At 68.8% G+C, this 20,025-nt stretch carries 21 protein-coding genes and 3 pseudogenes; 7 read left to right on the forward strand and 17 right to left on the reverse strand.

Annotated features, from left to right (window positions below; translation table 11 throughout):
• Window positions 1-17: 17 nt before the first annotated feature.
• The 3 genes from BMG07_RS13500 (at window position 18) to BMG07_RS13510 (ending at window position 1,908) form a co-directional block, all read left to right on the forward strand.
• Window positions 18-383 carry a YraN family protein gene (locus tag BMG07_RS13500; RefSeq protein ID WP_198085003.1) on the forward strand — a complete coding sequence of 122 codons (366 nt, stop codon included), beginning with the start codon at window positions 18-20 and terminating at the stop codon, window positions 381-383.
• A gap of 86 nt (window positions 384-469) precedes the next feature.
• Window positions 470-1,114: an SIS domain-containing protein gene (locus tag BMG07_RS13505; RefSeq protein ID WP_198085004.1), complete on the forward strand. Its 645-nt coding sequence runs from the start codon at window positions 470-472 to the stop codon at window positions 1,112-1,114.
• Window positions 1,111-1,908, forward strand: coding sequence for a BON domain-containing protein (locus BMG07_RS13510; RefSeq protein WP_198085005.1), 798 nt, complete (start codon window positions 1,111-1,113; stop codon window positions 1,906-1,908). The genes BMG07_RS13505 and BMG07_RS13510 overlap by 4 nt, the downstream gene beginning before the upstream one ends.
• A 48-nt stretch (window positions 1,909-1,956) precedes the next feature.
• On the opposite strand, the gene BMG07_RS13515 is transcribed toward BMG07_RS13510, so the two are convergent.
• On the reverse strand, window positions 1,957-2,865 hold the full coding sequence (locus BMG07_RS13515; RefSeq protein WP_198085006.1) for an NAD(P)-dependent oxidoreductase: 909 nt from the start codon (window positions 2,863-2,865) through the stop codon (window positions 1,957-1,959).
• A gap of 87 nt (window positions 2,866-2,952) precedes the next feature.
• Between BMG07_RS13515 and BMG07_RS13520 the strand changes: the two genes are divergently transcribed.
• Entirely contained in the window at window positions 2,953-3,435 is a 483-nt protein-coding gene (locus BMG07_RS13520) for a MerR family transcriptional regulator (protein ID WP_198085007.1), read from the forward strand.
• Complete coding sequence (locus BMG07_RS13525; protein ID WP_198085008.1) at window positions 3,432-4,982, forward strand: MFS transporter; 1,551 nt, start codon at window positions 3,432-3,434, stop codon at window positions 4,980-4,982. Before BMG07_RS13520 ends, BMG07_RS13525 begins: the two co-directional genes overlap by 4 nt.
• Here the strand turns inward: BMG07_RS13525 and BMG07_RS13530 are convergent.
• Both BMG07_RS13530 and BMG07_RS13535 read right to left on the reverse strand, forming a co-directional pair.
• A complete protein-coding gene (locus tag BMG07_RS13530; protein ID WP_198085009.1) occupies window positions 4,979-6,115 on the reverse strand; it encodes a PilT/PilU family type 4a pilus ATPase in 1,137 nt (378 codons plus the stop codon). The genes BMG07_RS13525 and BMG07_RS13530 overlap by 4 nt on opposite strands.
• A 134-nt stretch (window positions 6,116-6,249) precedes the next feature.
• The gene (locus BMG07_RS13535; protein ID WP_198085010.1) at window positions 6,250-7,293 is read right to left on the reverse strand and encodes a type IV pilus twitching motility protein PilT; all 1,044 of its coding nucleotides are present in this window, start codon (window positions 7,291-7,293) and stop codon (window positions 6,250-6,252) included.
• A gap of 51 nt (window positions 7,294-7,344) precedes the next feature.
• Between BMG07_RS13535 and BMG07_RS13540 the strand changes: the two genes are divergently transcribed.
• A complete protein-coding gene (locus BMG07_RS13540; RefSeq protein WP_198085011.1) occupies window positions 7,345-8,055 on the forward strand; it encodes a YggS family pyridoxal phosphate-dependent enzyme in 711 nt (236 codons plus the stop codon).
• A gap of 13 nt (window positions 8,056-8,068) precedes the next feature.
• On the opposite strand, the pseudogene BMG07_RS13545 reads toward BMG07_RS13540, so the two are convergent.
• From BMG07_RS13545 to BMG07_RS13615, 14 genes and pseudogenes are all read right to left on the reverse strand, one after another.
• A pseudogene (locus tag BMG07_RS13545) lies at window positions 8,069-8,808 on the reverse strand (sulfite exporter TauE/SafE family protein).
• Window positions 8,809-8,818: 10 nt separating this feature from the next.
• Window positions 8,819-9,409 (reverse strand): malonic semialdehyde reductase, encoded by a 591-nt coding sequence (locus tag BMG07_RS13550; protein ID WP_198085012.1) that lies wholly within the window; start codon window positions 9,407-9,409, stop codon window positions 8,819-8,821.
• Window positions 9,410-9,506: 97 nt separating this feature from the next.
• Window positions 9,507-10,064, reverse strand: coding sequence for an alpha/beta hydrolase (locus tag BMG07_RS13555; protein ID WP_198085013.1), 558 nt, complete (start codon window positions 10,062-10,064; stop codon window positions 9,507-9,509).
• 219 nt (window positions 10,065-10,283) lie between these two features.
• A pseudogene (gene dapA, locus BMG07_RS13560) lies at window positions 10,284-11,140 on the reverse strand (4-hydroxy-tetrahydrodipicolinate synthase).
• A gap of 73 nt (window positions 11,141-11,213) precedes the next feature.
• Window positions 11,214-12,026, reverse strand: coding sequence for an ABC transporter ATP-binding protein (locus BMG07_RS13570; RefSeq protein WP_307866949.1), 813 nt, complete (start codon window positions 12,024-12,026; stop codon window positions 11,214-11,216).
• Window positions 12,023-12,424, reverse strand: coding sequence for a VOC family protein (locus tag BMG07_RS13575; RefSeq protein WP_198085017.1), 402 nt, complete (start codon window positions 12,422-12,424; stop codon window positions 12,023-12,025). Before BMG07_RS13575 ends, BMG07_RS13570 begins: the two co-directional genes overlap by 4 nt.
• Window positions 12,425-12,479: 55 nt before the next feature.
• Window positions 12,480-13,247 (reverse strand): ABC transporter permease, encoded by a 768-nt coding sequence (locus tag BMG07_RS13580; RefSeq protein WP_198085018.1) that lies wholly within the window; start codon window positions 13,245-13,247, stop codon window positions 12,480-12,482.
• Window positions 13,248-13,317: 70 nt separating this feature from the next.
• Window positions 13,318-13,848 (reverse strand): VOC family protein, encoded by a 531-nt coding sequence (locus tag BMG07_RS13585; RefSeq protein WP_198085019.1) that lies wholly within the window; start codon window positions 13,846-13,848, stop codon window positions 13,318-13,320.
• Between the two features lie 11 nt (window positions 13,849-13,859).
• A complete protein-coding gene (locus BMG07_RS13590) occupies window positions 13,860-14,879 on the reverse strand; it encodes an ABC transporter substrate-binding protein (RefSeq protein ID WP_198085020.1) in 1,020 nt (339 codons plus the stop codon).
• A gap of 74 nt (window positions 14,880-14,953) precedes the next feature.
• Window positions 14,954-15,742, reverse strand: coding sequence for a fumarylacetoacetate hydrolase family protein (locus tag BMG07_RS13595; protein ID WP_269758928.1), 789 nt, complete (start codon window positions 15,740-15,742; stop codon window positions 14,954-14,956).
• 411 nt (window positions 15,743-16,153) lie between these two features.
• Complete coding sequence (locus BMG07_RS13600) at window positions 16,154-16,840, reverse strand: GntR family transcriptional regulator (RefSeq protein WP_198085021.1); 687 nt, start codon at window positions 16,838-16,840, stop codon at window positions 16,154-16,156.
• 91 nt (window positions 16,841-16,931) lie between these two features.
• The gene (locus BMG07_RS13605) at window positions 16,932-17,399 is read right to left on the reverse strand and encodes an Lrp/AsnC ligand binding domain-containing protein (protein WP_198085022.1); all 468 of its coding nucleotides are present in this window, start codon (window positions 17,397-17,399) and stop codon (window positions 16,932-16,934) included.
• A 105-nt stretch (window positions 17,400-17,504) separates the two neighbouring features.
• On the reverse strand, window positions 17,505-17,981 hold the full coding sequence (locus BMG07_RS13610) for a hypothetical protein (RefSeq protein ID WP_269758929.1): 477 nt from the start codon (window positions 17,979-17,981) through the stop codon (window positions 17,505-17,507).
• A 133-nt stretch (window positions 17,982-18,114) separates the two neighbouring features.
• A complete protein-coding gene (locus tag BMG07_RS13615) occupies window positions 18,115-18,435 on the reverse strand; it encodes a DUF4148 domain-containing protein (protein WP_198085023.1) in 321 nt (106 codons plus the stop codon).
• 262 nt (window positions 18,436-18,697) lie between these two features.
• Between BMG07_RS13615 and BMG07_RS13620 the strand changes: the two are divergent.
• Window positions 18,698-19,971: pseudogene (locus BMG07_RS13620) on the forward strand (Glu/Leu/Phe/Val dehydrogenase).
• The last annotated feature ends 54 nt before the right edge of the window (window positions 19,972-20,025 follow it).

The raw sequence follows: 20,025 nt of genomic DNA on the forward strand, positions 1-20,025 counted from the left end.
GAAGACGGCAGGGAGCCATGAAGACCACCACAACGAAGCATCGCGGCGATGCGGCGGAAGACGCCGCGCTCGACCATCTGCAAGACGCCGGCCTGGTGCTGGTCGCGCGCAATTATCGGACGCCCGGGCGCGGCGGCGGCGAGATCGACCTGATCATGCGCGATCCGCGCGACCACACGCTGGTGTTCGTCGAGGTACGCCAGCGCAGCAGCGGTGCGCACGGCGGCGCGGGCGGCAGCATCACGGGCCTGAAGCAGCGGCGCATCGTGTTCGCCGCGCGCCACTACCTGAACCAGCTGCGCGTGCTGCCGCCGTGCCGTTTCGACGTGGTGCTGGTCGAGGAGAAAATCACCTGGTTGAAAGCGGCCTTCGACGCCGGCTGATGCCGCCCGCGCGGGAACTGAAGCCCTCCTGAAGGCTCCACAACTCACACGTCTTGTTTCACAACCCCCAGTTATCATCCCGCCACATGCTCGAGCAACGTATTCAGCAGCACTTCATCGACAGTGCCGACCTCAAATACCAGACCGGCCCGGTCCTCAGCAAACCCATCTCGCAAGCAATGCAGGCCATCCTGGCCTGCGTGACCAGCGGCGGCAAGGTGCTCGCCTGCGGTGCTGGCGTGTCGGGGCTGCTGGCGGCCCAGTTCGCCGCGCAGTTCGTCGGCCGCTTCGAACGCGAGCGGCCCGAGCTCGGCGCCATCGCGCTGCCCGGCGACAGCACCGACCCGAATGCCGACAGCGCCAACGCCATCGACGCCGACCGCTTCGCCCGCCAGGTGCGCGCGCTGGGCCAGGCCGGCGACGTGCTGCTGGCACTCAGCGCCAGCGGCCAGTCGGCGGCGGTGCTGGCCGCCGTGATGGCCGCGCACGAGCGCGACATGACCGTGGTCGCGCTGCTCGGCAATGCCGTGTCGGGCCCGCCCTCGACGCCGGGCGCCGGCAGCAGCGGCACCGGCGGCGTCATCGGCCGCGCGCTGCGCGAAACCGACGTCCAGATCAGCGTGCCGCACGAGCGTGCGGCGCGAATTCACGAAGTCCACCTGCTCGCCCTGCATTGCCTGTGCGACGGCGTGGATGCCCAGTTACTCGGAGAACAGGAAGTTTCCCCATGACCTTCGCACCCCTGACAACGACACCGGCCCGACGTTTCGCCATCGCCCTGACGATGGGCGCCGCACTGGTTGCCGGCCTTTCCGCTTGCGTGCCGCTGGTGGTGGGCGGCGCGGCGGTGGTGGGCGTGGGCATGGTCGCCACCGACCGCCGCAGCTCGGGCGCCCAGCTCGACGACCAGGGCATCGAGTTGCGCGCCGCCGCCCGCGTGCGCGACATCGCCAACGACCAGATGTACGTGAGCGTCACCAGCTTCAACCGCCAGGTGCTGCTGACCGGCGCGGTGGGCAACGACGCCGACCGCCGCCGCGTCGAGGACGAAGTGAGCCGCGTGGTGAACGTGCGCTCGGTGGTGAACGAGCTGACCATCGGCACGCCGAGCACCTTCCAGGACCGCTCGAACGACCTGTACGTCACCGGCAAGATCAAGGCCTCGCTGCTCGACGCCAAGGACATCTTCGCCAATTCCTTCAAGGTGGTGACGGAGCGCGGCGTGGTCTACCTGATGGGCATCGCCACCCGCCGCGAGACCGATCGCGCCACCGAAATCACGCGTGGCGTGACGGGCGTGGTGAAGGTGGTGCGCGTGGTCGAGATCGTGTCCGAAGCCGATCTGGCGGCCAGCCAGGCCGCGAACCAGGCCGCCGCGCAGCGCGGTGGCCAGGGCCCGGCACCGGTGACGTCGGCCACGCCCTCGACGCCCGCACCCGCGCCGTCGTCTTCTTCTGGTTCCACGTCGCGCGTGCCGCTGCCGCCGATGGAGCCGCTGCCCGCGACGACCACGCCGGTGCGCTGAACAACAGAAGCACCCCCGAATTGAAAAAGCCCGCTGAGCGGGCTTTTTTCATTTGAGGCGGATGATCAGGCTCGACGTGTCCCAGCGCCGTCCGCCGGCCTGCTGCACGTCGGCATAGAACTGGTCGACCAGCGCCGTCACCGGCACGCGCGCGCCGTTGCGCTTGGCCTCGTCGAGCACCAGGCCCAGGTCCTTGCGCATCCAGTCGACCGCGAAGCCGTAGTCGAACTTGCCCTCGATCATGGTCTTGCCGCGGTTTTCCATCTGCCAGCTCTGGGCCGCGCCCTTGCTGATGACGCCCAGCACGGCTTCCATGTCCAAGCCCGCGCGCTGGCCGAAGGCGATGGCTTCCGACAGGCCCTGCACCAGCCCCGCGATGGCGATCTGGTTCACCATTTTCGCGAGCTGGCCGGCGCCGCTTTCGCCCAGCAGCGTGACCGCGCGCGAGAACGCCATGGCCACCGGCTTGATGCGCTCGAACACGGCCGCGTCGCCGCCGCACATGACCGTGAGCGCGCCGTTCTGCGCGCCGGCCTGGCCGCCCGAGACGGGCGCGTCGATGAAGTGCAGGCCCAGCGCCTGCGCCGCCTTCGACAGCTCGCGCGCCACGTCGGCCGAGGCCGTGGTGTGGTCGACGAAGGCCGCGCCCTTCTTCATGCCGGCGAAGGCGCCGTCGTCGCCCAGCACCACCGAGCGCAGGTCGTCGTCGTTGCCGACGCAGCAGAACACGATGTCGGCGCCGGCGGCCGCTTCGCGCGGGGTGGCGGCGTGGCGGCCGGGCGCGCCGAATTCGGCGACCCAGGCCTGCGACTTGGCGGGCGTGCGGTTGTAGACCGTGACGCTGTGCCCGGCCTTGGCCAGGTGGCCTGCCATGGGGCCGCCCATGACGCCGAGGCCGAGAAAGGCCACGGTCTGCGCGGGGACGGATTCGTAGGTGCGGGTGTTGATGCTGCTCATGGGGCGACAGCTTAAAGCCATTCCGCGGCAGGTGCGATGACCCAAACATGAACGTGAACGTACAGGTTTGGGTAAAATGGCCCCATCATGACCGTTGCCAACCCCGCCAGGACCATCACCGTGCGCGATGCCGCGGCCCGGCTCGACGTCACGCCGCGCACGCTCAAGTACTATGAGGAGCTGGGCATCGTGGTGCCGGTGCGCAGCGAGGGCGGCTACCGCCTCTACGAGCAGGCCGACCTCGACAAGCTGGCGCGCGTGCTGCGCATGCGTTCGCTGGGCTTCTCGCTCACGGCCATCACCGCGATGCTTCAGCAGCCCATGGAGGCGCCGGCCGAGGGCGGGCGCCCGCGGCTGTCGAACAGCTCGCTCAAGACGCTGCGCGAAACGCTGACCGAGCAGCTCGGAATGCTCGACGCGCGCGTGGCGCAGGTCCGCAAGGAGCTCAAGGAGGCCGCCGTGCTGCAAGGCCAACTGCGGCGCGACCTCGACTACGTCGAGCGCCGCCTGGCCGGCGAACCGGTGGAAGAGGCACTGGAGCAGCGCCGCAAGGAGCGGCCGGCGCCATGAACGCCCCGGCCCTGGCGTGGCCTTCGCGCGGCAATGCCGCGGTCGCGCTGCTGCCCTGGGCCATCGGCCTCGTCACGGCCATCGACTATTTCGACAACGCGCTGTTCGCCTTCTTCGCGAGCTACATCGCCGGCGGCGTCAACGCCTCGCCCGACGAGCTGGTGTGGGCTTCCAGCGCGTACGCGCTGGGCGCGGTGCTCGGCATCCTGCAGCAGCACGCGTGGGTCGAGCGGCTGGGCTACCGGCGCTACCTCGCGGTCAGCATGTTCGCCTTCGCGCTGGGCGGCGTGGGCGCGGCGCTGTGCGACAGCTCGATGCAGCTCACGGCCGCGCGCGCGGTGCAGGGCTACTTCGTGGGCCCGATGCTCGGCGCCTGCCGCATCCTGATCCAGATCGGCATTGCACCCGCGCGCCGTGCCAAGGCGCTGAAGGCCTTCATGGTGCTGATCGTGTTCGGCGGCGCGCTGGCGCCCATTGCCGGCGCCTTTCTCGTCGCCAATTTCGACTGGCGCTGGCTGTTCGCGAGCACCGCGCCGGCCGCCGTGCTGATCGGCCTGCTGGTGCTGTGGACGCTGCCCGACATCGGCGACGTGGCGCCGCACGAGCGCACCGAGCCGCACTACGTCGCGTACGTGGTGTTCGCGCTCGCGCAGGCCGCGCTGCAGGTGGTGCTCACGCGCTCGCACTTCGAGCTGTTCACGGGCTCGCCCGCGCTCATCGGGCTCACGCTCGCCGGTGTCGCGGGGCTCGCATGGTTTGGCTGGCAGCAGTGGCGGCACCCGGCGCCGCTGGTGCGGCTGCACGCGCTGCGCAATGCGTCGTTCCGCGTGGGGCTGGCCTTGTACGTCGTGTACTACTACCTCTCGACGGGCTTCAGCTACCTGCTGCCGCGAATGATGGAGGGCGGGCTCGGCTTCACCGTCGGCAACACCGGCTACTTCACCGGCGCGGCCTCGCTCGCGACCGGGCTGCTGGTGTTCGTCTACCTGCGTTATTCGGGGCGCTTGACGCGCAAGAAGTGGCTCATCGTCGCGGGCTTCGGCATTGCTGCGCTGGCGGCGTGGTGGCTGTCGCGGGTCACGCCGCAGGCCGGGCGCGAGGCCTTGCTGGCGCCGCTGCTGCTGCGCGGGCTGCTGATGCTGTTCGTGGTGCTGCCGGTCGCCAACCTCACGTTCAAGCCCTTCGCCGCCGAGGAGTTCGCGCACGGCTACCGGCTCAAGAACCTCGTGCGGCAGCTGGCGATTTCATTCGCCACATCGAGCGTGATCGCGCTGCAGCAGCACCGGCTGGCGCTGCACGAGGTGCGCCTGAGCGAGTCGGCCAACGCCGCGAACGCCAGCTTCATGCAGGCGCTGGAGTCGCTGACCCACGGGTTCGCCGCGGCGGGCCATGCGGCCGGCGAAGCGCATGCCATGGCGCTGGGCACGCTGTACCGCACGCTCGAGCAGCAGGCCACCTTCATGGCCTCGCTCGACGGGTTCACCGCGATGGCGGTGATTGCGCTGGCGGCGGGCGTGTTCGCCGCTTGGCAGAAGACGATCGACTAGACGATCGCGAAGTGTTCGGTGCCGGCAGCCAGGTCGCTGCTGCGTGCGCGCTGGCTGTTGAGCTTGATCTGCAGCCGCAGGTCGTTGGCCGAGTCGGCGTTGCGGATCGCGTCCTCGAAGCTGATCGAGTGGCTCTCGAACAAATCGAACAACGCCTGGTCGAAGGTCTGCATGCCCAGGTTGCGGCTCTTCTTCATGATCTCCTTGATCTCGCCGACTTCGCCCTTGAAGATCAGGTCGGAGATCAGCGGCGTGTTCAGCAGCACCTCGACGGCGGCCACGCGGCCCACGCCGTCCTCGGTCGGCACCAGCCGCTGCGACACCAGCGAGCGCAGGTTCAGCGACAGGTCCATCAGCAGCTGCGTGCGGCGCTCTTCGGGGAAGAAGTTGATGATGCGGTCCAGCGCCTGGTTGGCGCTGTTGGCGTGCAGCGTGGCCATGCACAGGTGGCCGGTCTCGGCGAAGGCCACCGCGTGTTCCATGGTCTCGCGGTCGCGGATTTCGCCCATCAGGATGACGTCGGGCGCCTGGCGCAGCGTGTTCTTCAGCGCTGCTTCCCAACTGTCGGTGTCGATGCCCACTTCGCGCTGCGTCACCACGCAGTTCTTGTGCGGGTGCACGAACTCCACCGGGTCTTCGACCGTCACGATGTGGCCGTAGGAGTTCTCGTTGCGCCAGTCGATCATCGCGGCCAGCGTGGTCGACTTGCCCGAGCCCGTGGCACCCACCAGGATGCACAGGCCGCGCTTGGTCATCGTCACTTCCTTCAGCACCTGCGGCATGCCCAGGCCGTCGATGGTCGGCAGCTTGGCGGGAATGGTCCGCAGCACCATGCCGACCTTGCCCTGCTGCACGAACGCGTTCACGCGGAAACGGCCGATGCCGGTCGGCGAAATCGCGAAGTTGCACTCCTTGGTGCGCTCGAACTCCGCCGTCTGGCGGTCGTTCATGATCGAGCGCGTGAGCGCCAGCGTGTGCAGCGCGCCGAGCGCCTGCTGCGACACCTTGGTGATCTTGCCGTCGACCTTGATGGCCGGCGGAAAGTCGGCCGTGATGAACAGGTCGCTGCCGGCGCGGCTCACCATGAGCTTGAGCAGGTCGTTGATGAACTGGCTGGCTTGATCGCGTTCCATGAGAGCGCTCCTTGATGTCTAAATTGAACCTGCCGGCGGCCGACCGCCGGGCCGCCCCAAGGCGGCCGCGCCTCCCCCTTGGGGGGTGGAGTTACACGAAGCGCAGCGAAGTGAAAAGCCGGGGGGCCTCATGATCAGCCTGGGAAATTCTCGGGGATCTTGGCCTTGCCGCGGGCTTCGGCTGCGGAGATGGTATTGCGGCGCACCAGGTCCGTCAGGTTCTGGTCCAGCGTCTGCATGCCCGAGCCCTGGCCGGTCTGGATGGTGGAGTACATCTGCGCCACCTTGGCCTCGCGGATCAGGTTGCGGATGGCCGGCGTGCCCAGCATGATCTCGTGCGCCGCCACGCGGCTCTGGCCGTCCTTGGTCTTGCACAGCGTCTGCGAGATCACCGCCTGCAGCGACTCCGACAGCATCGCGCGGATCATTTCCTTTTCTTCGCCCGGGAACACGTCGATGATCCGGTCGATGGTCTTGGCGGCCGACGAGGTGTGCAGCGTGCCGAACACCAGGTGGCCCGTCTCGGCCGCGGTCATGGCCAGGCGAATGGTTTCCAGGTCGCGCAACTCGCCCACCAGGATGGCGTCAGGGTCTTCGCGCAGGGCCGAGCGCAGCGCGTTGGAGAACGACAGCGTCATCGGGCCGACTTCACGCTGGTTGATCAGGCACTTCTTGGACTCGTGCACGAACTCGATCGGGTCTTCCACCGTGAGGATGTGGCCGTACTCGTTCTCGTTGAGGTAGTTGACCATCGCGGCCAGCGTGGTCGACTTGCCCGAGCCCGTGGGGCCCGTCACCAGCACCAGCCCGCGCGGCTTGAGCGCGAGTTCGCCGAAAATCTTGGGCGCGTTCAGCTGCTCCAGCGTGAGGATCTTCGAGGGAATGGTCCGGAACACCGCCGCCGCGCCGCGCGCCTGGTTGAAGGCGTTCACGCGAAAGCGCGCGAGGCCGTCGATCTCGAACGAGAAGTCGACCTCCAGGAACTCTTCGTAGTGCTTGCGGTGCGTGTCGCTCATGATGTCGTACACCATGGCGTGCACGCCCTTGTGGTCGAGCGCGTCGACGTTGATGCGGCGCACGTCGCCGTTCACGCGGATCATGGGCGGCAGGCCTGCGGAAAGGTGCAGGTCGGAGGCTTTGTTCTTGACGCTGAATGCCAGCAGTTGGGTGATGTCCACGGGGCTCCTCGAATCGAGTTCGGTGACGTTTTGATACGATTTTGGACGATTATGACGATGATTGGCGACGACCTCCAGCAAGTAAACAACCGGATCGCGAAGGCGTGTGTAACGGCCGGTCGCGACCCGGCCGCGGTGCGCTTGCTGGCGGTGTCCAAGACCTTCGGCCCCGAGGCCGTGCGCGAGGCGCATGCGGCGGGCCAGCGGGCCTTCGGCGAGAACTACGTGCAGGAGGGGCTGGACAAGATCGCCGCCCTGGCTGACCTGCGCGCCAGCCTCGCGTGGCACTGCATCGGCCCTCTGCAGAGCAACAAGACGCGGCCCGTGGCCGAGCACTTCGACTGGGTCCACAGCATCGACCGGCTCAAGATCGCCGAGCGTCTGTCGGCCCAGCGGCCGGCCCACCTGCCGCCGCTGAATGTATGCCTTCAGGTTAATGTGGACGGCGGCGCGAACAAGTCGGGCGTGCCGCCCGAAGAGGCCGTGGCGCTCGCGCAGGCTGTGGCGGCGCTGCCACAACTTCGGCTGCGCGGGCTCATGGCCATACCGGAGCCGGCGGCGGATTTCGAAACCCAGCGCGAATTGTTCCTGCGCGCGCATGCGGTGTTCGAGGCGATCCGCGGCGCGGGCATCGCGGGCGCGGAACTCGACACGCTGTCGCTCGGCATGAGCGCCGACCTCGAGGCGGCGATCAGCGCGGGCAGCACGATGGTGCGCGTGGGCACCGCCATCTTCGGCGGCCGGGCGCGCAAGGCGGGCTGAGCCGCGCCGCTGTTCAGCGCAGGAAGAACAGCACGCTCATCGTCAGCCCGGTGGCCGCGATGCCGCGCCGCAGCCACACGACCGGCACCTTGCGCGCCACGCGCGCACCCGCATAGCCGCCCAGCAGCGCGGCGCCCATCATCACCGAGGCTTCGCGCCATGCGATGAGCCCGCCCCAGGCATACAGCGACACCGCGATCAGCGTGAGCAGCGCCGACACCTGGTTCTTCAGCCCGTTCATCGCATGCAGGTTCTTCTGGCCCAGCAGGCCGAACAGGGCCAGCAGCAGGATGCCGAGGCCGCCGTTGAAATAGCCGCCGTAGGCGTGACCGCGAACACGCCCAGCATGGCCGGCACGGGGTGCGCGGCCTGCGGCTTGTTCGACAGCGCCAGGCGCGGGCCGACCATGAACAGGAAGGTCGCCAGCAGCAACAGCCACGGCACCACGCGGCGGAAGGTGGCGTCGGGCGTCAGCAACAGCAGCACGGCGCCGGTGCTGCCGCCGAGCAGGCACAGCAGCGCGAGCTTCAGGGCCGAGAGGCCGGGCGGTGGCTGCGTGTCGGCGCGAAAGCCCCAGGCGCCCGCGATGTAGCCGGGCAGCAGCGCCAGCGTGCCCGTGGCGTTGGCGCTGACCGCCGGAATGCCGGTGAGCACCAGCGCGGGCAGGGTCAGGAAGCTGCCGCCGCCGGCCACCGCATTGAGCGCACCCGCGACGAAGGCCGCGACGACCAGCAGCGTCGTGTCGAAGAACATCGCGCGGACCTCAGGCGAAACCGCAGGCTTCGTCGAACGACAGCCGCGGGTGCCGCTCGAACAGCAGGGCCGCATCGCCGTGGCCGAGGTTGCACAGGAAGTTGGTCTTCACGGTGGTGCCGGCCCAGAAGGCCTGGTCGACCCCCTCGGTGTCGAAGCCCGACATCGGCCCGCAGTCGAGCCCGACGGCGCGCGCCGCGAGGATGAAGTAGCCCGCCTGCAGGCTCGCGTTGCGAAAGGCGGTGAGCGCGGCGTGCGCCTCCTTGCCGGGCGCGGTGAAGTGCGCCTGCATCGCGGGGTTGTGCGGAAACAGGCGCGGCAGTTCGCGGTGAAAGGCGGTGTCGAAACCGATGACGGCGGTGACGGGCGCCGTCATCGTCTTGTCGACGTTGCCGGGCGACAGCAGCGGCCGCAGCCGCGCGCGACCTTCGTCGGTGCGCACGAACACCACGCGCATCGGCGAGCAGTTGGCCGAGGTCGGGCCCCACTTCACCAGCTCGTAGACCTGGCGCAACTGCGCTTCGCTGACCGGGCGCGGCAGCCAGCCGTTGTGGGACCGGGCCTGCCGGAAGAGGGTGTCGAGTGCGCTGTCGGAAATCATGAAGAAGCAGAAGAGGAAGCAGAAGCGGTGGGGTTCGTCGTGTCGAAGGACTGCATCAGCCGCAGCGCGGCCACGGCGATGGCGCCGTCGGGCTGCGTCAGCGCGTCCAGGATCGTGAAGTGGTCGAGGCCGGGGCAGGCGACGTGGCCCGCGTGAACGTGGCGCCAACTGCCCCGGATGGCGTCGAGCTGCATGTGAAGCCCGGGTTCTCGTCGCTGCTGATCGCGGTGAGCAGCGGCGCACCGGTGAGCGGCTTCAGCAGCGCGGGGCTCAGCGCCTGCACGCTGTGCGGCGTGAAGCGCGTGGCCTCCACCACCGAGGGCACCTGCAGCAGCGGACGCAGGTCGTACAGCGCGCTCACGCACATGGCGGCGGCAACGCCGGGCTCGGTCGCGAGCAGCATCGCGGCCAGGTGGCCGCCGGCCGAATGCCCGCAGGCGAACAGCCGGCCGGCGGGCGCGTTCCACTCGGCGTGGTGCGCGGCGAGCCACGTGGCTGCCCGGCGCACCTGCGCGACGATGGTTTCCACGCCCACGGCCGGGCACAGCGCGTAGTTGACCACCGCCACCGCATAGCCGGCCGCCGTGAACGGCGGCGCGACGATGGACGCGTCGGACTTGTCGAGCGAGCGCCAGTAGCCGCCGTGGATGTACATCAGCGTGCCGCGCGGGCGCCCTGCGGCAGGAACAGGTCGAGCCGCTCCATCGCATGCGGACCGTAGGCCAGGTCGAGCCGGCAGGGCGCGCCGGCGCGCACCGTGGCCGACGCGCGCGCCCAGCGTCGAAGATGCGCGGGTGGTGCGCAACGGCAAGGCGCGCGTTGTACAGCCGCTCGCCTTCCGGCAGCGGCGCGGCGTCGGTGTTCATGCGCGGCGTCAGGCGGTGGCCGCGATGCGCTGGACCACGGCTTCGAGGTCGGCGCGCACCTTCTCGGGCAGCGCGGCCACGGGCGGGCGCGTCGGCCCGGCGCTGCGGCCCGCGAGCGTCATCGCTTCCTTGATGACCACCGGGAACGAACCCCAGGCCCATGCCGCGCGCAGCGGCGCGAACGCGTTCGACAGGCGCAACGCCTCTTCGTGCTTGCCGGCGCGCAGCGCGTCGTACATGCGCACCATGAGTTCGGGGAACACGTTGGCCGCCGGTGAGATGGTGCCCTGCGCGCCGTGGAACATCATCGACAGCGCGATGGTGTCGCGGCCCGAGAACAGCAGCGCGGGACGCGGCGCGGTCAGCAGGTATTCGATCGACTGCGTGAGGTCGCCGCCCGAGTCCTTCATGCCCACGATGTTGTCGGCCGCCCGCATGCAGCGCGCGAGCGTGGCCGGCAGCACGTTGACGCTGGTGCGGGGCGGGTTGTTGTAGAGCATCACCGGCAGCCTGGTGGCACGGGCCACGGCGGTGTAGTGCGCCACCAGCTCTTCCTGCGTGGGCTGCACGAAGTAGGGCGTGATCACCAGCGCCAGGTCGGCGCCCATGGCTTCGGCCGCCTGCGTGAGCGCGATGGCCTGGCGCGTGGTGGCGCCGCCGGTGCCTGCGTAGAGCGGCACGCGGCCGTCGATGGCGCGCATCGACAGCTCCAGCAGCCGGATGTGCTCGGCCGTGTCGAGCGCGAAGAACTCGCCCTGCTGCCGGCCACCGAGATGCCGTGCACGCCGGCCTGGATGTAGCTTTCGATGAGTTCGCCCACGCGGTGCTCGTCCAGCCTGTGGTCCGCGGTGAAGGGGGTGGCCATGGCCGGCACGACCCCGTGGAATTTCGATGTGTTCAAGAAAGAATGCTCCGGAAAATGGAAGTCGTCGGGCGCGTCAGTCCACGCCCATCAGGTGGCCCAGTTGCACCACGTAGTGGCCGAAGGCGGCCGCTTCCTTGGTGGTGCGCGGGTCGCGCGGGCGCGGCAGGTCGATGCGGATGTCCTCGACCACGCGGCCCGGCCGCTCGGACATCACCAGCACGCGGTCCGACAGGAACACGGCCTCCGAAATGCTGTGCGTGATGAGGATCACCGTCTGCCGCATCTCCTGCCACAGGCGCAGCAGCTCGACGTTGAGCTGGTCGCGCGTGAGTGCGTCGAGCGCGCCGAAGGGCTCGTCCAGCAGCAGCACCTTGGGGCGCATCACCAGGATTTGCCCGAGCGCGGCGCGCTGGCGCATGCCGCCCGAAAGCTCGTGCGGGTAGTTGCGGCGGAACTTCTCCAGCTTCAGGATCGGCAGCAGCGCCTCGACGCGCTCGTCGATGTCCTTCTTCGGCAGCTTGCGCACCTCGGCCGCGAGGCGGATGTTGGCCTCCACGGTTTCCCAGGGCAGCATGTTGTGCGTCTGGAAGACCACGCCCACGTCGTCCGACATCTGCGTCTGCGCGTGGTCGAACACGCGCACGTCGCCGCCCGCGTCGGGCTGGATCAGCCCGGCCACGATGCGCAGCAGGGTGCTCTTGCCGCAGCCGCTCGGCCCGAGGATCGAGACGAACTCGCCACGCGGCACGCTGAAGTCCACCTGGTCCAGCGCCCGCACGCCCTGGCGCGCGTCGAAGGTCTTGGCGACCCCGCGCACGCTGACGGCGGTGGCCGTGGTCATGGCGCCGGCCGCGGCTTCACCGGTTGCAACGGCGCCAGGTTTCACTTCTTCGCTCCGACCCATCCGCCTTCGGAGATGTCGAACACCACGCCGTCGAGGTCGCGAAACTTCATCTCGTAGTAAAGGCTCTTCTTGTCGTGCGGCAGGTCCATGAAGAAGGTGCCGCCGTTGTCCTCGATGGTCTTGCGCTGCGCCTCGAGGTCGTCGCACCAGAAACCGAAGTGGTGCGTGCCGATCCAGTCCTTGCCGCGCTCCAGGCCCGCGGCTTCGTCGGTCTTGTAGTTCAGCAGCGCCAGGCAGATGGTGCCGTCCGACAGGTACACGCCGTCGGCGATGGGCGAGTGCGTGGGCTCGACGATGGTGAGCCCGAAGACCTCGCTGTAGAACTTGGCGGCCTTGTGCGGATCGGGAACCGCGACGGCGATGTGACGTAGTTTGGCCATGGGGATGTCTCCTGAAGTTGAAATAGGAAAGAGAAAAAAGGAAGAAGTGCGAGGCTCAGAGCCCGCGCCACCAGACGCGCTTGGCGGCCAGCTCGACCAGCACGTAGAGCAGCCCGGCCACGACCGAGATCACCACCAGCGCCGCGAACAGGTAGTCGGTGCGCGCATTGGCGTTGGCCTCGAGGATGAGGTGGCCGAGCCCGCGCTCCGAGCCGACGAACTCGCCCACGATGGCGCCGATGACGGCCAGCGGCATCGCCGACTTGCAGCCGTCCATGATCGAGGGCAGCGCCGAGGGCACGTACAGGCGGCGAAAGGTGGTCCAGGCCGGCGCGCGGATCGCGCGAAAGTGCTCCACCAGGTGCGCCGGCGTGCCGGCCAGCCCGCCCATGGTGGCGATCACCACAGGGAAGAAGGCGAACAGGAAGGCCATCAGGATCTTCGAGGTGTCGCCGTAGCCGAACCAGATCACCATCAGCGGCGCCAGCGCGATCTTGGGCAGGCCCTGGAACACCACGATCAGCGGATACAGCATGCGCCGCACCACCGGCACCGCATGGATGGCCAGCCCCAGCAGCACGCCGCCGATCGCGGCCAGCGCGAAGCCGGCCAGCACCTCCTGCGTGGTGACCCACGACTGCGCGAGCAGCGCCATGCGGTTGCTCCACAGGCTGTCGAGCACCTGCGACAGCGGCGGCAGCAGGTAGCGCTTGATGCCGAACACGTCGACCGATTTCTCCCACAGCACGGCCAGCACGATGAAGAGCAGCGCGGGGTCGGTGAAGCGCCGCCAGGCTTCGGAACGCGGCACGGGTTGGTTCATTTGTCTTGTCTCCGGATCTCTGTCTTTTTGTCTTCGTCGTCTTCTGCTGTCGGGGCGCCGCGTCCGGCGCTCAGCGCCTGGGGCCCCACTCGGGCGGCGGCACCACGAACTTGTCGAAGTGCCACTGGTCGAAGGCCGCGAGGTCGTTCTTCCATACGCGCGGCGTGTAGGGCTGCGCGGGCGTCACCTGCACCATCTCCGCGTAGAACTCGCAGTAGTTGCCGTCGGGGTCCTTGAACACCAGGAACAGGTTCTCGCCGGGGCCGTGCTTGCCGATGCCGCGCACGATGTCCACGCCGTGCTCCTGCAGAAAGCGCGCGGCCTCCTCGATCTCGGCGAGCGAGCCCAGCTGGTAGGAGAAGTGCTCCAGCCCCGGGCGGCCGGGCGTGTAGGTGGCGCCGTGCTGCGGATCGCCGGGCGGGATCTGCGCGAGCGCAAGGTCGTGGTGGTCCTGGCCGCAGCGCAGGAAGGCCATCTGGTCCTCGATGTGGTCGGACACCTGGAGGCCGACGATCTCTGTATAGAAGCGCACCGAGGCCTTCAGGTCGCGCACGTTGAGCACGACATGGCCGAGGCGTTGGGGGCGGGGGCGTTGGGCCATCGTGGGTTCCTTCATGGCGTGAGCAGGTCGTTGGTGTAGGTGTCCTGCGGCTTCACCTTGCCGTTCAGGCCGAAGGCCTTGTCGACGAATTGCACGGTGCTGCGCATGCGGTCCTCGCGCAGGTAGCCCATGCCGTTGGCCTTGGCCTGCGGATCGACCAGCAGGTCGCCCATGTCCTTGATCTGGGCCAGGGCCACGGCGCGGTCGGTGGTGGGGAAGGCCTTGACCATCAGGTCGGCCGCCTTCTCCGGGTTGGCCAGCGCGTAGGCATAGCCGCGGTACGACGCGCGCAGGAACTTCTTCACCACGTCGGGCCGCTTGCTGATCACGTCCTCGCTGGTGGCGAAGCCGCTGCCGTAGGCGTCCAGCCCGAAGTCGCCGTACTCGATCCAGCCCAGGGTCACGCCGGCGGCATTGGCCTGCTTCTGCGTGACGGCGCGGTTGCTCGCGCGCCAGCATTCGGCCAGGTCGATGCGCCCTTCGATGAGCGAGGCGTCGACCACCGCCGGGTCCATGCGCAGCAGCCGGATGCTGTCCTTGGGCTGGCCGTTCTGCTCGAGCCACGCCGGCACCACGTTGTGCACCGGCGAGGCCGAGCCGCCGCCGAGCACCAGGCCCTTCATGTCGGCCGGCGTCTTCGGCCGGTGGCGCTTGGTGTCGAAGCAGATGCCGGCCGGCCAGCGCGTGTTGAGCGCGCCCACCATGCGGATCTTGCCGCCGTTGGCGCGGTTGAGCACCAGGCTGATCGGGTCGACATAGCCGAACTCGAACTGCCCCTGGTCGAGCTCGTTGGCGGTGCGGTTGCCGCCGTAGCCGCGCACGATGGTGGCGTCCAGCCCGAGCTCGCGAAAGAAGCCCTGCTCCTTCGCGACGATGACGCCGACCGAGCTGCCCTGCGGCAGCCAGGCCATGTTGTAGGTGATCTTTTCCTGCGCGGCGGCGGGGCTCGCGGCGGCAAACAGCGCCGCCGCGGCGATACCCGTCAGGGCGCGCGCGAAAGCGGCGGCGAGTCCTCTGTGAGGTGGGTGCATGTTGTCTCCATACGTTGTTGTCGTTCGCTGTCTTCTGAAAGCAGGGGCCGCATCGGCCCCCCGGGTGCCGGCGCTTAGACGCGCTCTGCTTGCACCTGGTTGGACAGCTGTCCGATGCCTTCGATGCTCGCGACCAGCCGGTCGCCCGCGTTCAGGTAGACGCCGCGGCCCATGCCCACGCCGGTCGGCGTGCCGGTGGCGATCACGTCGCCCGGCTCGAGCGTGACGATGGTCGACAGGTAGGCGATCTGCTCGCGCACGGTCCAGATCATGTTGGCCGTGCTGTCCTGCTGCATCGGCTCGCCGTTGACGTCCAGGCGCATGTTCACGGCCTGCGGGTCGGGGATCTGCCAGGCGGGCACGAGCCAGGGGCCGATGGGCGCGAAGGTGTCGTGGCACTTGCCCTGGAACCAGTCGTGCTTGAACGGGTAGTCGCCGCGGATGTTGAGGTCGCGCGCCGAGATGTCGTTGACGATGGTGTAGCAGGCCACCGCGTCGAGCGCGTCCTCGACCGACACGCGCCGGCAGCGCTTGCCGATGACCGCGGCCAGCTCCACTTCCCAGTCGAGCTTGCTGGTCTCGGGCGGCATCTGGATGGTCTCGCCGTCGCCGATGACGGTGTTCGACAGCTTCAGGAACATGTAGGGCTTGCTCTGCGACTTGGCCGCCAGCACCGTGCCCATTTCGTTGGCATGCGAGGCGTAGTTGGAGGCCGCGCAGAAGATGCGGTTGGGCACGTAGGGCGCGGCCACGGCCGAGGCGCCACCTTCGACCGGCCGGATCGCGCCCGATGCCGCGAGCGACGCGGCCACCGGCGTGGCGTCGCGCAGCCAGGCCTGGGCGGTGGCCCAGTCCCGCAGCATGGCTTCGACGCCGCCCGAAAGCCAGTCGGGCGAGGCCGCGGCAGGCCCGCGGCCAGCGCGGCCTCCAGGTCGTAGAGCCGGTTGTCGATCACCAGGCGGGGGCCAGGCGGTCGGTGCGGCGGTAGGTGGCAAGTGCGATCCAGGACATTCGATGACTCCTATTTTTTGATTGAACGAAATCCGTGAACTGTATTTTGCATTCAGTATCTGCAAATTGTGTGCAATTTTATGATCCGGTGTTCAAGAAGGTCAAGAATTTGTCGTGGACGACGACTGAAGGCGCGAAAGAAGGGCGCACGGACGCGCCGCCGGACTGGCGGGCAAATGACGGGGGAGGCGTGCGCGCGAGAAGCGCGCCCATGAGGGCGCGGTGCGCGGATGTGCGGGGTGCCGGGCATGCGCCGGCCGGTGTCAGGCGGCTGCGCCGGAGGGCGTGCCTCGGCTGTCGTTGCCGAAGTGCTGCAGCACGTTCATGGCCGAGTTCGCGGCGTGGCTGTGCATGGCCGCGGCGGCGGCGTCGCCGTCATGGGCGAGCAGGGCCGTGACCAGCGCCTCGTGCTCGACATGGGAATGCTGCAGGCGGTTCTCGGCCACGAAGAAGCCGCGCGAACGGAACGGTGCCAGGCGCTGGCGCAGGCCGAGCGCCAGGTCTTGCAGCGTCTTGTTGCGGGCGCCGGCGTAGATGAGCGCGTGGAATTCTTCGTTCAGCTCGGCGTAGGCCTTGGCGTCGCCGTCGGCCGCGGCCTTGGCGGCCTGTAGGTGGACGAACTCGATCCGCTTGCGCTCCGAAGGCGCGGCCCGCAGCGCGCACAGCTTGGCGCACAGGGCCTCGATTTCGCCGGAGGCCTCGAACAGGCCGTCCAGGTCGGCCGGCGCCATGGCCGCGACCGAGAAGCCGCGCCGCGGCAGGTGCTCGACCAGCCGGGTCGACGCCAATTGCCGCAGCGCGTCGCGCACGGGGCTGCGGGAGACGCCGAAGCGCGTGGCGATCGATTGTTCGTCCAGCCGCTCGCCGGGCTGGAAGCGGCGAAGCACGATTTCTTCGGCAAGGCGGTCCGAAATCGTCTGGGAGAGCGTTTTTCCGGGCTCGTTTTCCATGGGGCTTGCTTCTCGGGCGCGACGGGCATCGGTGCGACGCCTGTCAAATTGTCGACAATATTTTATTGTCGCATACAACTTTGGCCCGCCGTTACAGCCCCAGCGGCAGCCGCGCGCTGCTCTTGACCTCTTCCATCACCGCATAAGTCCGCGTTTCCCGCACGCCGGGCAACTGCCACAGCACGGTGCCCGCGAAATCGCGGTACGCGGCCATGTCGGCCATGCGCGTCTTGAGCAGGTAGTCGAAGCCGCCCGCGACCATGTGACATTCCATGATTTCCTCGCGCACCTGCACCGCCGCCTTGAACTGGTCGAACACATTGGGCGTGGTGCGGTCGAGCAGCACCTCGACGAACACGGTGAAGCCGCGCCCGAGCTTGTGCGGATCGAGCCGCGCCTCGTAGCCCAGGATGAAACCGTCGCGCGTCAGGCGCTGCACGCGCGCCAGCACCGCGGTGGGCGACAGCGCCACCGCCTCGGCCAGCTTGAGGTTGGTGATGCGGCCGTCCTCCTGAAGAATCTTCAGCAGGCGCAGATCGATGCGGTCGAGGTCGAGCATCGGAGGATTATCCGGCCCGCACACCGATTTCATGAAGAAGATGCGGCCCGTTGGTACAGGCCTTAGGAGATAGAACCAAGGAAATGCCCTTGGCCTACCCAACGCCTACCCGCCGCGCGGGCCAGGGCGGGGTGCTCTTGCTGTTCGACGCTGCGGCTCAGCGCAGCGTGGTGCCCGGCTGCGCCTGGGCCTGCGCCGCGGCCTGGCGGTTCTGGTAGTCGGCGGCGGCCTGGCGATAGCCGGGCGCGTGGCGTCGGCGCCGGCTTCGCCGTTCTGCTTGGCCGCGAGGCCCGACTGCAGCCACAGGCGGGTGTCGGCGGCCACGGCGGCGCGGGTGTTGGTCGAGACCGCGGCGGGCGCTTGCGCGATGTTGTCGGTGTAGCCCTGCGTGGGGGCGGCCTTCAGCCACTGCTGCGCGTCGGCCGTCACGGCGGCGCGCGTCGTGGACGACGCCAGCGGCACCGGGCGCGGGTCGCCCTCGGCGTAGTTGCCGGCAAAGCTGGGCGCGGCGGCGGCGCCCAGCAGGGCCGCGACAGCGGTGGCGGCCAGCAGGCGGGCGGTGGACGAGGGCTTCTTCATCATTCGTAACTCCTTGAAGTGGTTGCTTGTGTTGTGTGATCGGCGAAGTCCACTGTAGAAAACGGATCCGCCGGATCGATAACCCGTCGATGACGGTTTTGTCATGTGGCGCGCGCCGCGTGGCGCGCGGCGCGGCCTAGCGTTCGCCCGAGGGAATCGTTCCCGCGCGCATGGCCTCGATGGCCTCGGCCTCCACGGCCGCGCGCGTGGCGGGTTGACCGGCGCGCGGCGCGGGCCAGGGCGCGCCGCGGCTCACGGTGTTCCAGGCGGGTTGCTTTTGCGCCGTCTCGAGTTCGGCCACGACCCTGTCGCGCGACGGGTCCCGGCGCAGGTGCTCGGGGTAGCGGGTCACGCCGGCCTCGGTGGGGGCGAAGTGGAATTCGCCGGCGGCCGAAGCGGCCAGCGGTGCCAGCGCGGCGGCCGTGAAGGCGGCCGCGAGAAGCGAACGATGCGACATGGTGAAGGTCTCCTGGTTGGCGTCGGGTGATGTGCCGGCACCCCCTTGGCACCGGCCATGCCGGGTCTTGCCGACATGCCACGCCAGTCTGGAAAACCAGTGCGTCATTCACCGCACGCCGCGATTACATCGGCGCAATCGGACGCGGCGGCGCGCCGCCTAACGTCTCTTGCATAACCGCCAGCGCGGCGCGCATAAGCCATGGCGCAACGCGCGACACAGGTCTATCGTTGCGGGCACCCGTTCAACCAAGGGATCTCTCATGAGCGAAAAACTCTCCTTCGTCAGCCCGACCGCCAACAGCCCGTGGGGCACCTATCTCTCGCAGGTCGACCGCGTCGTGCCGTACCTCGGCCCGCTGGCCCGCTGGGTCGAAACCCTCAAGCGCCCCAAGCGCGCGCTCATCGTCGACGTGCCCATTGAAATGGACGACGGCACCATCGCCCACTTCGAGGGCTACCGCGTGCAGCACAACATGAGCCGCGGCCCGGGCAAGGGCGGCGTGCGCTTCCACCCCGACGTCACGCTCGAGGAAGTGATGGCCCTGTCGGCCTGGATGACCATCAAGACCGCCGCCGTCAACCTGCCGTACGGCGGCGCCAAGGGCGGCATCCGCGTCGACCCCAAGAAGCTGTCGCTGCAGGAGCTCGAGAAGATCACCCGCCGCTACACCAGCGAGATCGGCATCATCATCGGCCCGCACACCGACATCCCCGCGCCCGACGTCAACACCAACGGCCAGATCATGGCGTGGATGATGGACACTTACTCCATGACGTCGGCGGCACCGCCACCGGCGTCGTCACCGGCAAGCCGCTGCACCTGGGCGGCTCGCTGGGCCGCGTCAAGGCCACCGGCCGCGGCGTGTTCGTCACCGGCCGCGAAGCCGCGCGACGCCTGGGCATGGACCTGCGCGGCGCGCGCATCGCGGTGCAGGGCTTCGGCAACGTGGGCTCGGTCGCGGCCGAACTGTTCGCCGAGGCGGGCGCCAAGATCGTCGCGGTGCAGGACCACACCGGCACCATCGTCAACAGCAACGGCCTCGACCTGGCCAAGCTGATTCCCGTGGCCAACAAGGAAGGCGTCGTGGCCTTCAAGGCCGGCGGCGACATCGTGCCGAACGAAGACTTCTGGAACGTCGCCTGCGACATCCTGATCCCGGCCGCCCTCGAAGGCCAGATCACCGCCGAGCGCGCGCAGAAGACCACCGCCAAGCTGGTGCTCGAAGGCGCCAACGGCCCCACCGTGCCGACCGCCGACGACATCCTCGCCGAGCGCGGCGTGCTGGTGGTGCCCGACGTGATCTGCAACGCCGGCGGCGTGACCGTGAGCTACTTCGAATGGGTGCAGGACTTCTCGTCCTTCTTCTGGGACGAGGACGAGATCAACGTGCGCCTGGACCGCATCATGATGAACGCCCTGAACCAGATCTGGGACACGGCCGACAAGCACAAGATCACGCTGCGCACGGCCACGTACGCGGTGGCTTGCGAGCGCATCCTGATGGCGCGCCAGGAACGCGGCCTGTACCCCTGATTCGCCACTGAGCGAGAGGACCGGCCGGCAAGCGCCGGTCCTTGTATCCTGCGG

It is taken from the genome of Variovorax sp. E3 (assembly GCF_016082275.1).
Classification (GTDB): domain Bacteria; phylum Pseudomonadota; class Gammaproteobacteria; order Burkholderiales; family Burkholderiaceae_C; genus Variovorax.

Excerpts from the sequence above, each read along its gene's own strand:
- BMG07_RS13540 (WP_198085011.1), top strand. The coding sequence starts at position 7,345 with ATGACGATGATTGGCGACGACCTCCAGCAAGTAAACAACCGGATCGCG.
- BMG07_RS13580 (WP_198085018.1), bottom strand. The coding sequence starts at position 13,247 with ATGAACCAACCCGTGCCGCGTTCCGAAGCCTGGCGGCGCTTCACCGAC.
- BMG07_RS13555 (WP_198085013.1), bottom strand. The coding sequence starts at position 10,064 with ATGTACATCCACGGCGGCTACTGGCGCTCGCTCGACAAGTCCGACGCG.
- BMG07_RS13530 (WP_198085009.1), bottom strand. The coding sequence starts at position 6,115 with ATGGAACGCGATCAAGCCAGCCAGTTCATCAACGACCTGCTCAAGCTC.
- BMG07_RS13500 (WP_198085003.1), top strand. The coding sequence starts at position 18 with ATGAAGACCACCACAACGAAGCATCGCGGCGATGCGGCGGAAGACGCC.
- BMG07_RS13595 (WP_269758928.1), bottom strand. The coding sequence starts at position 15,742 with ATGCTGCGGGACTGGGCCACCGCCCAGGCCTGGCTGCGCGACGCCACG.
- BMG07_RS13510 (WP_198085005.1), top strand. The coding sequence starts at position 1,111 with ATGACCTTCGCACCCCTGACAACGACACCGGCCCGACGTTTCGCCATC.
- BMG07_RS13585 (WP_198085019.1), bottom strand. The coding sequence starts at position 13,848 with ATGGCCCAACGCCCCCGCCCCCAACGCCTCGGCCATGTCGTGCTCAAC.
- BMG07_RS13605 (WP_198085022.1), bottom strand. The coding sequence starts at position 17,399 with ATGCTCGACCTCGACCGCATCGATCTGCGCCTGCTGAAGATTCTTCAG.
- BMG07_RS13515 (WP_198085006.1), bottom strand. The coding sequence starts at position 2,865 with ATGAGCAGCATCAACACCCGCACCTACGAATCCGTCCCCGCGCAGACC.
- BMG07_RS13590 (WP_198085020.1), bottom strand. The coding sequence starts at position 14,879 with ATGCACCCACCTCACAGAGGACTCGCCGCCGCTTTCGCGCGCGCCCTG.
- BMG07_RS13520 (WP_198085007.1), top strand. The coding sequence starts at position 2,953 with ATGACCGTTGCCAACCCCGCCAGGACCATCACCGTGCGCGATGCCGCG.
- BMG07_RS13610 (WP_269758929.1), bottom strand. The coding sequence starts at position 17,981 with ATGATGAAGAAGCCCTCGTCCACCGCCCGCCTGCTGGCCGCCACCGCT.
- BMG07_RS13600 (WP_198085021.1), bottom strand. The coding sequence starts at position 16,840 with ATGGAAAACGAGCCCGGAAAAACGCTCTCCCAGACGATTTCGGACCGC.
- BMG07_RS13575 (WP_198085017.1), bottom strand. The coding sequence starts at position 12,424 with ATGGCCAAACTACGTCACATCGCCGTCGCGGTTCCCGATCCGCACAAG.
- BMG07_RS13525 (WP_198085008.1), top strand. The coding sequence starts at position 3,432 with ATGAACGCCCCGGCCCTGGCGTGGCCTTCGCGCGGCAATGCCGCGGTC.
- BMG07_RS13615 (WP_198085023.1), bottom strand. The coding sequence starts at position 18,435 with ATGTCGCATCGTTCGCTTCTCGCGGCCGCCTTCACGGCCGCCGCGCTG.
- BMG07_RS13505 (WP_198085004.1), top strand. The coding sequence starts at position 470 with ATGCTCGAGCAACGTATTCAGCAGCACTTCATCGACAGTGCCGACCTC.
- BMG07_RS13550 (WP_198085012.1), bottom strand. The coding sequence starts at position 9,409 with ATGATTTCCGACAGCGCACTCGACACCCTCTTCCGGCAGGCCCGGTCC.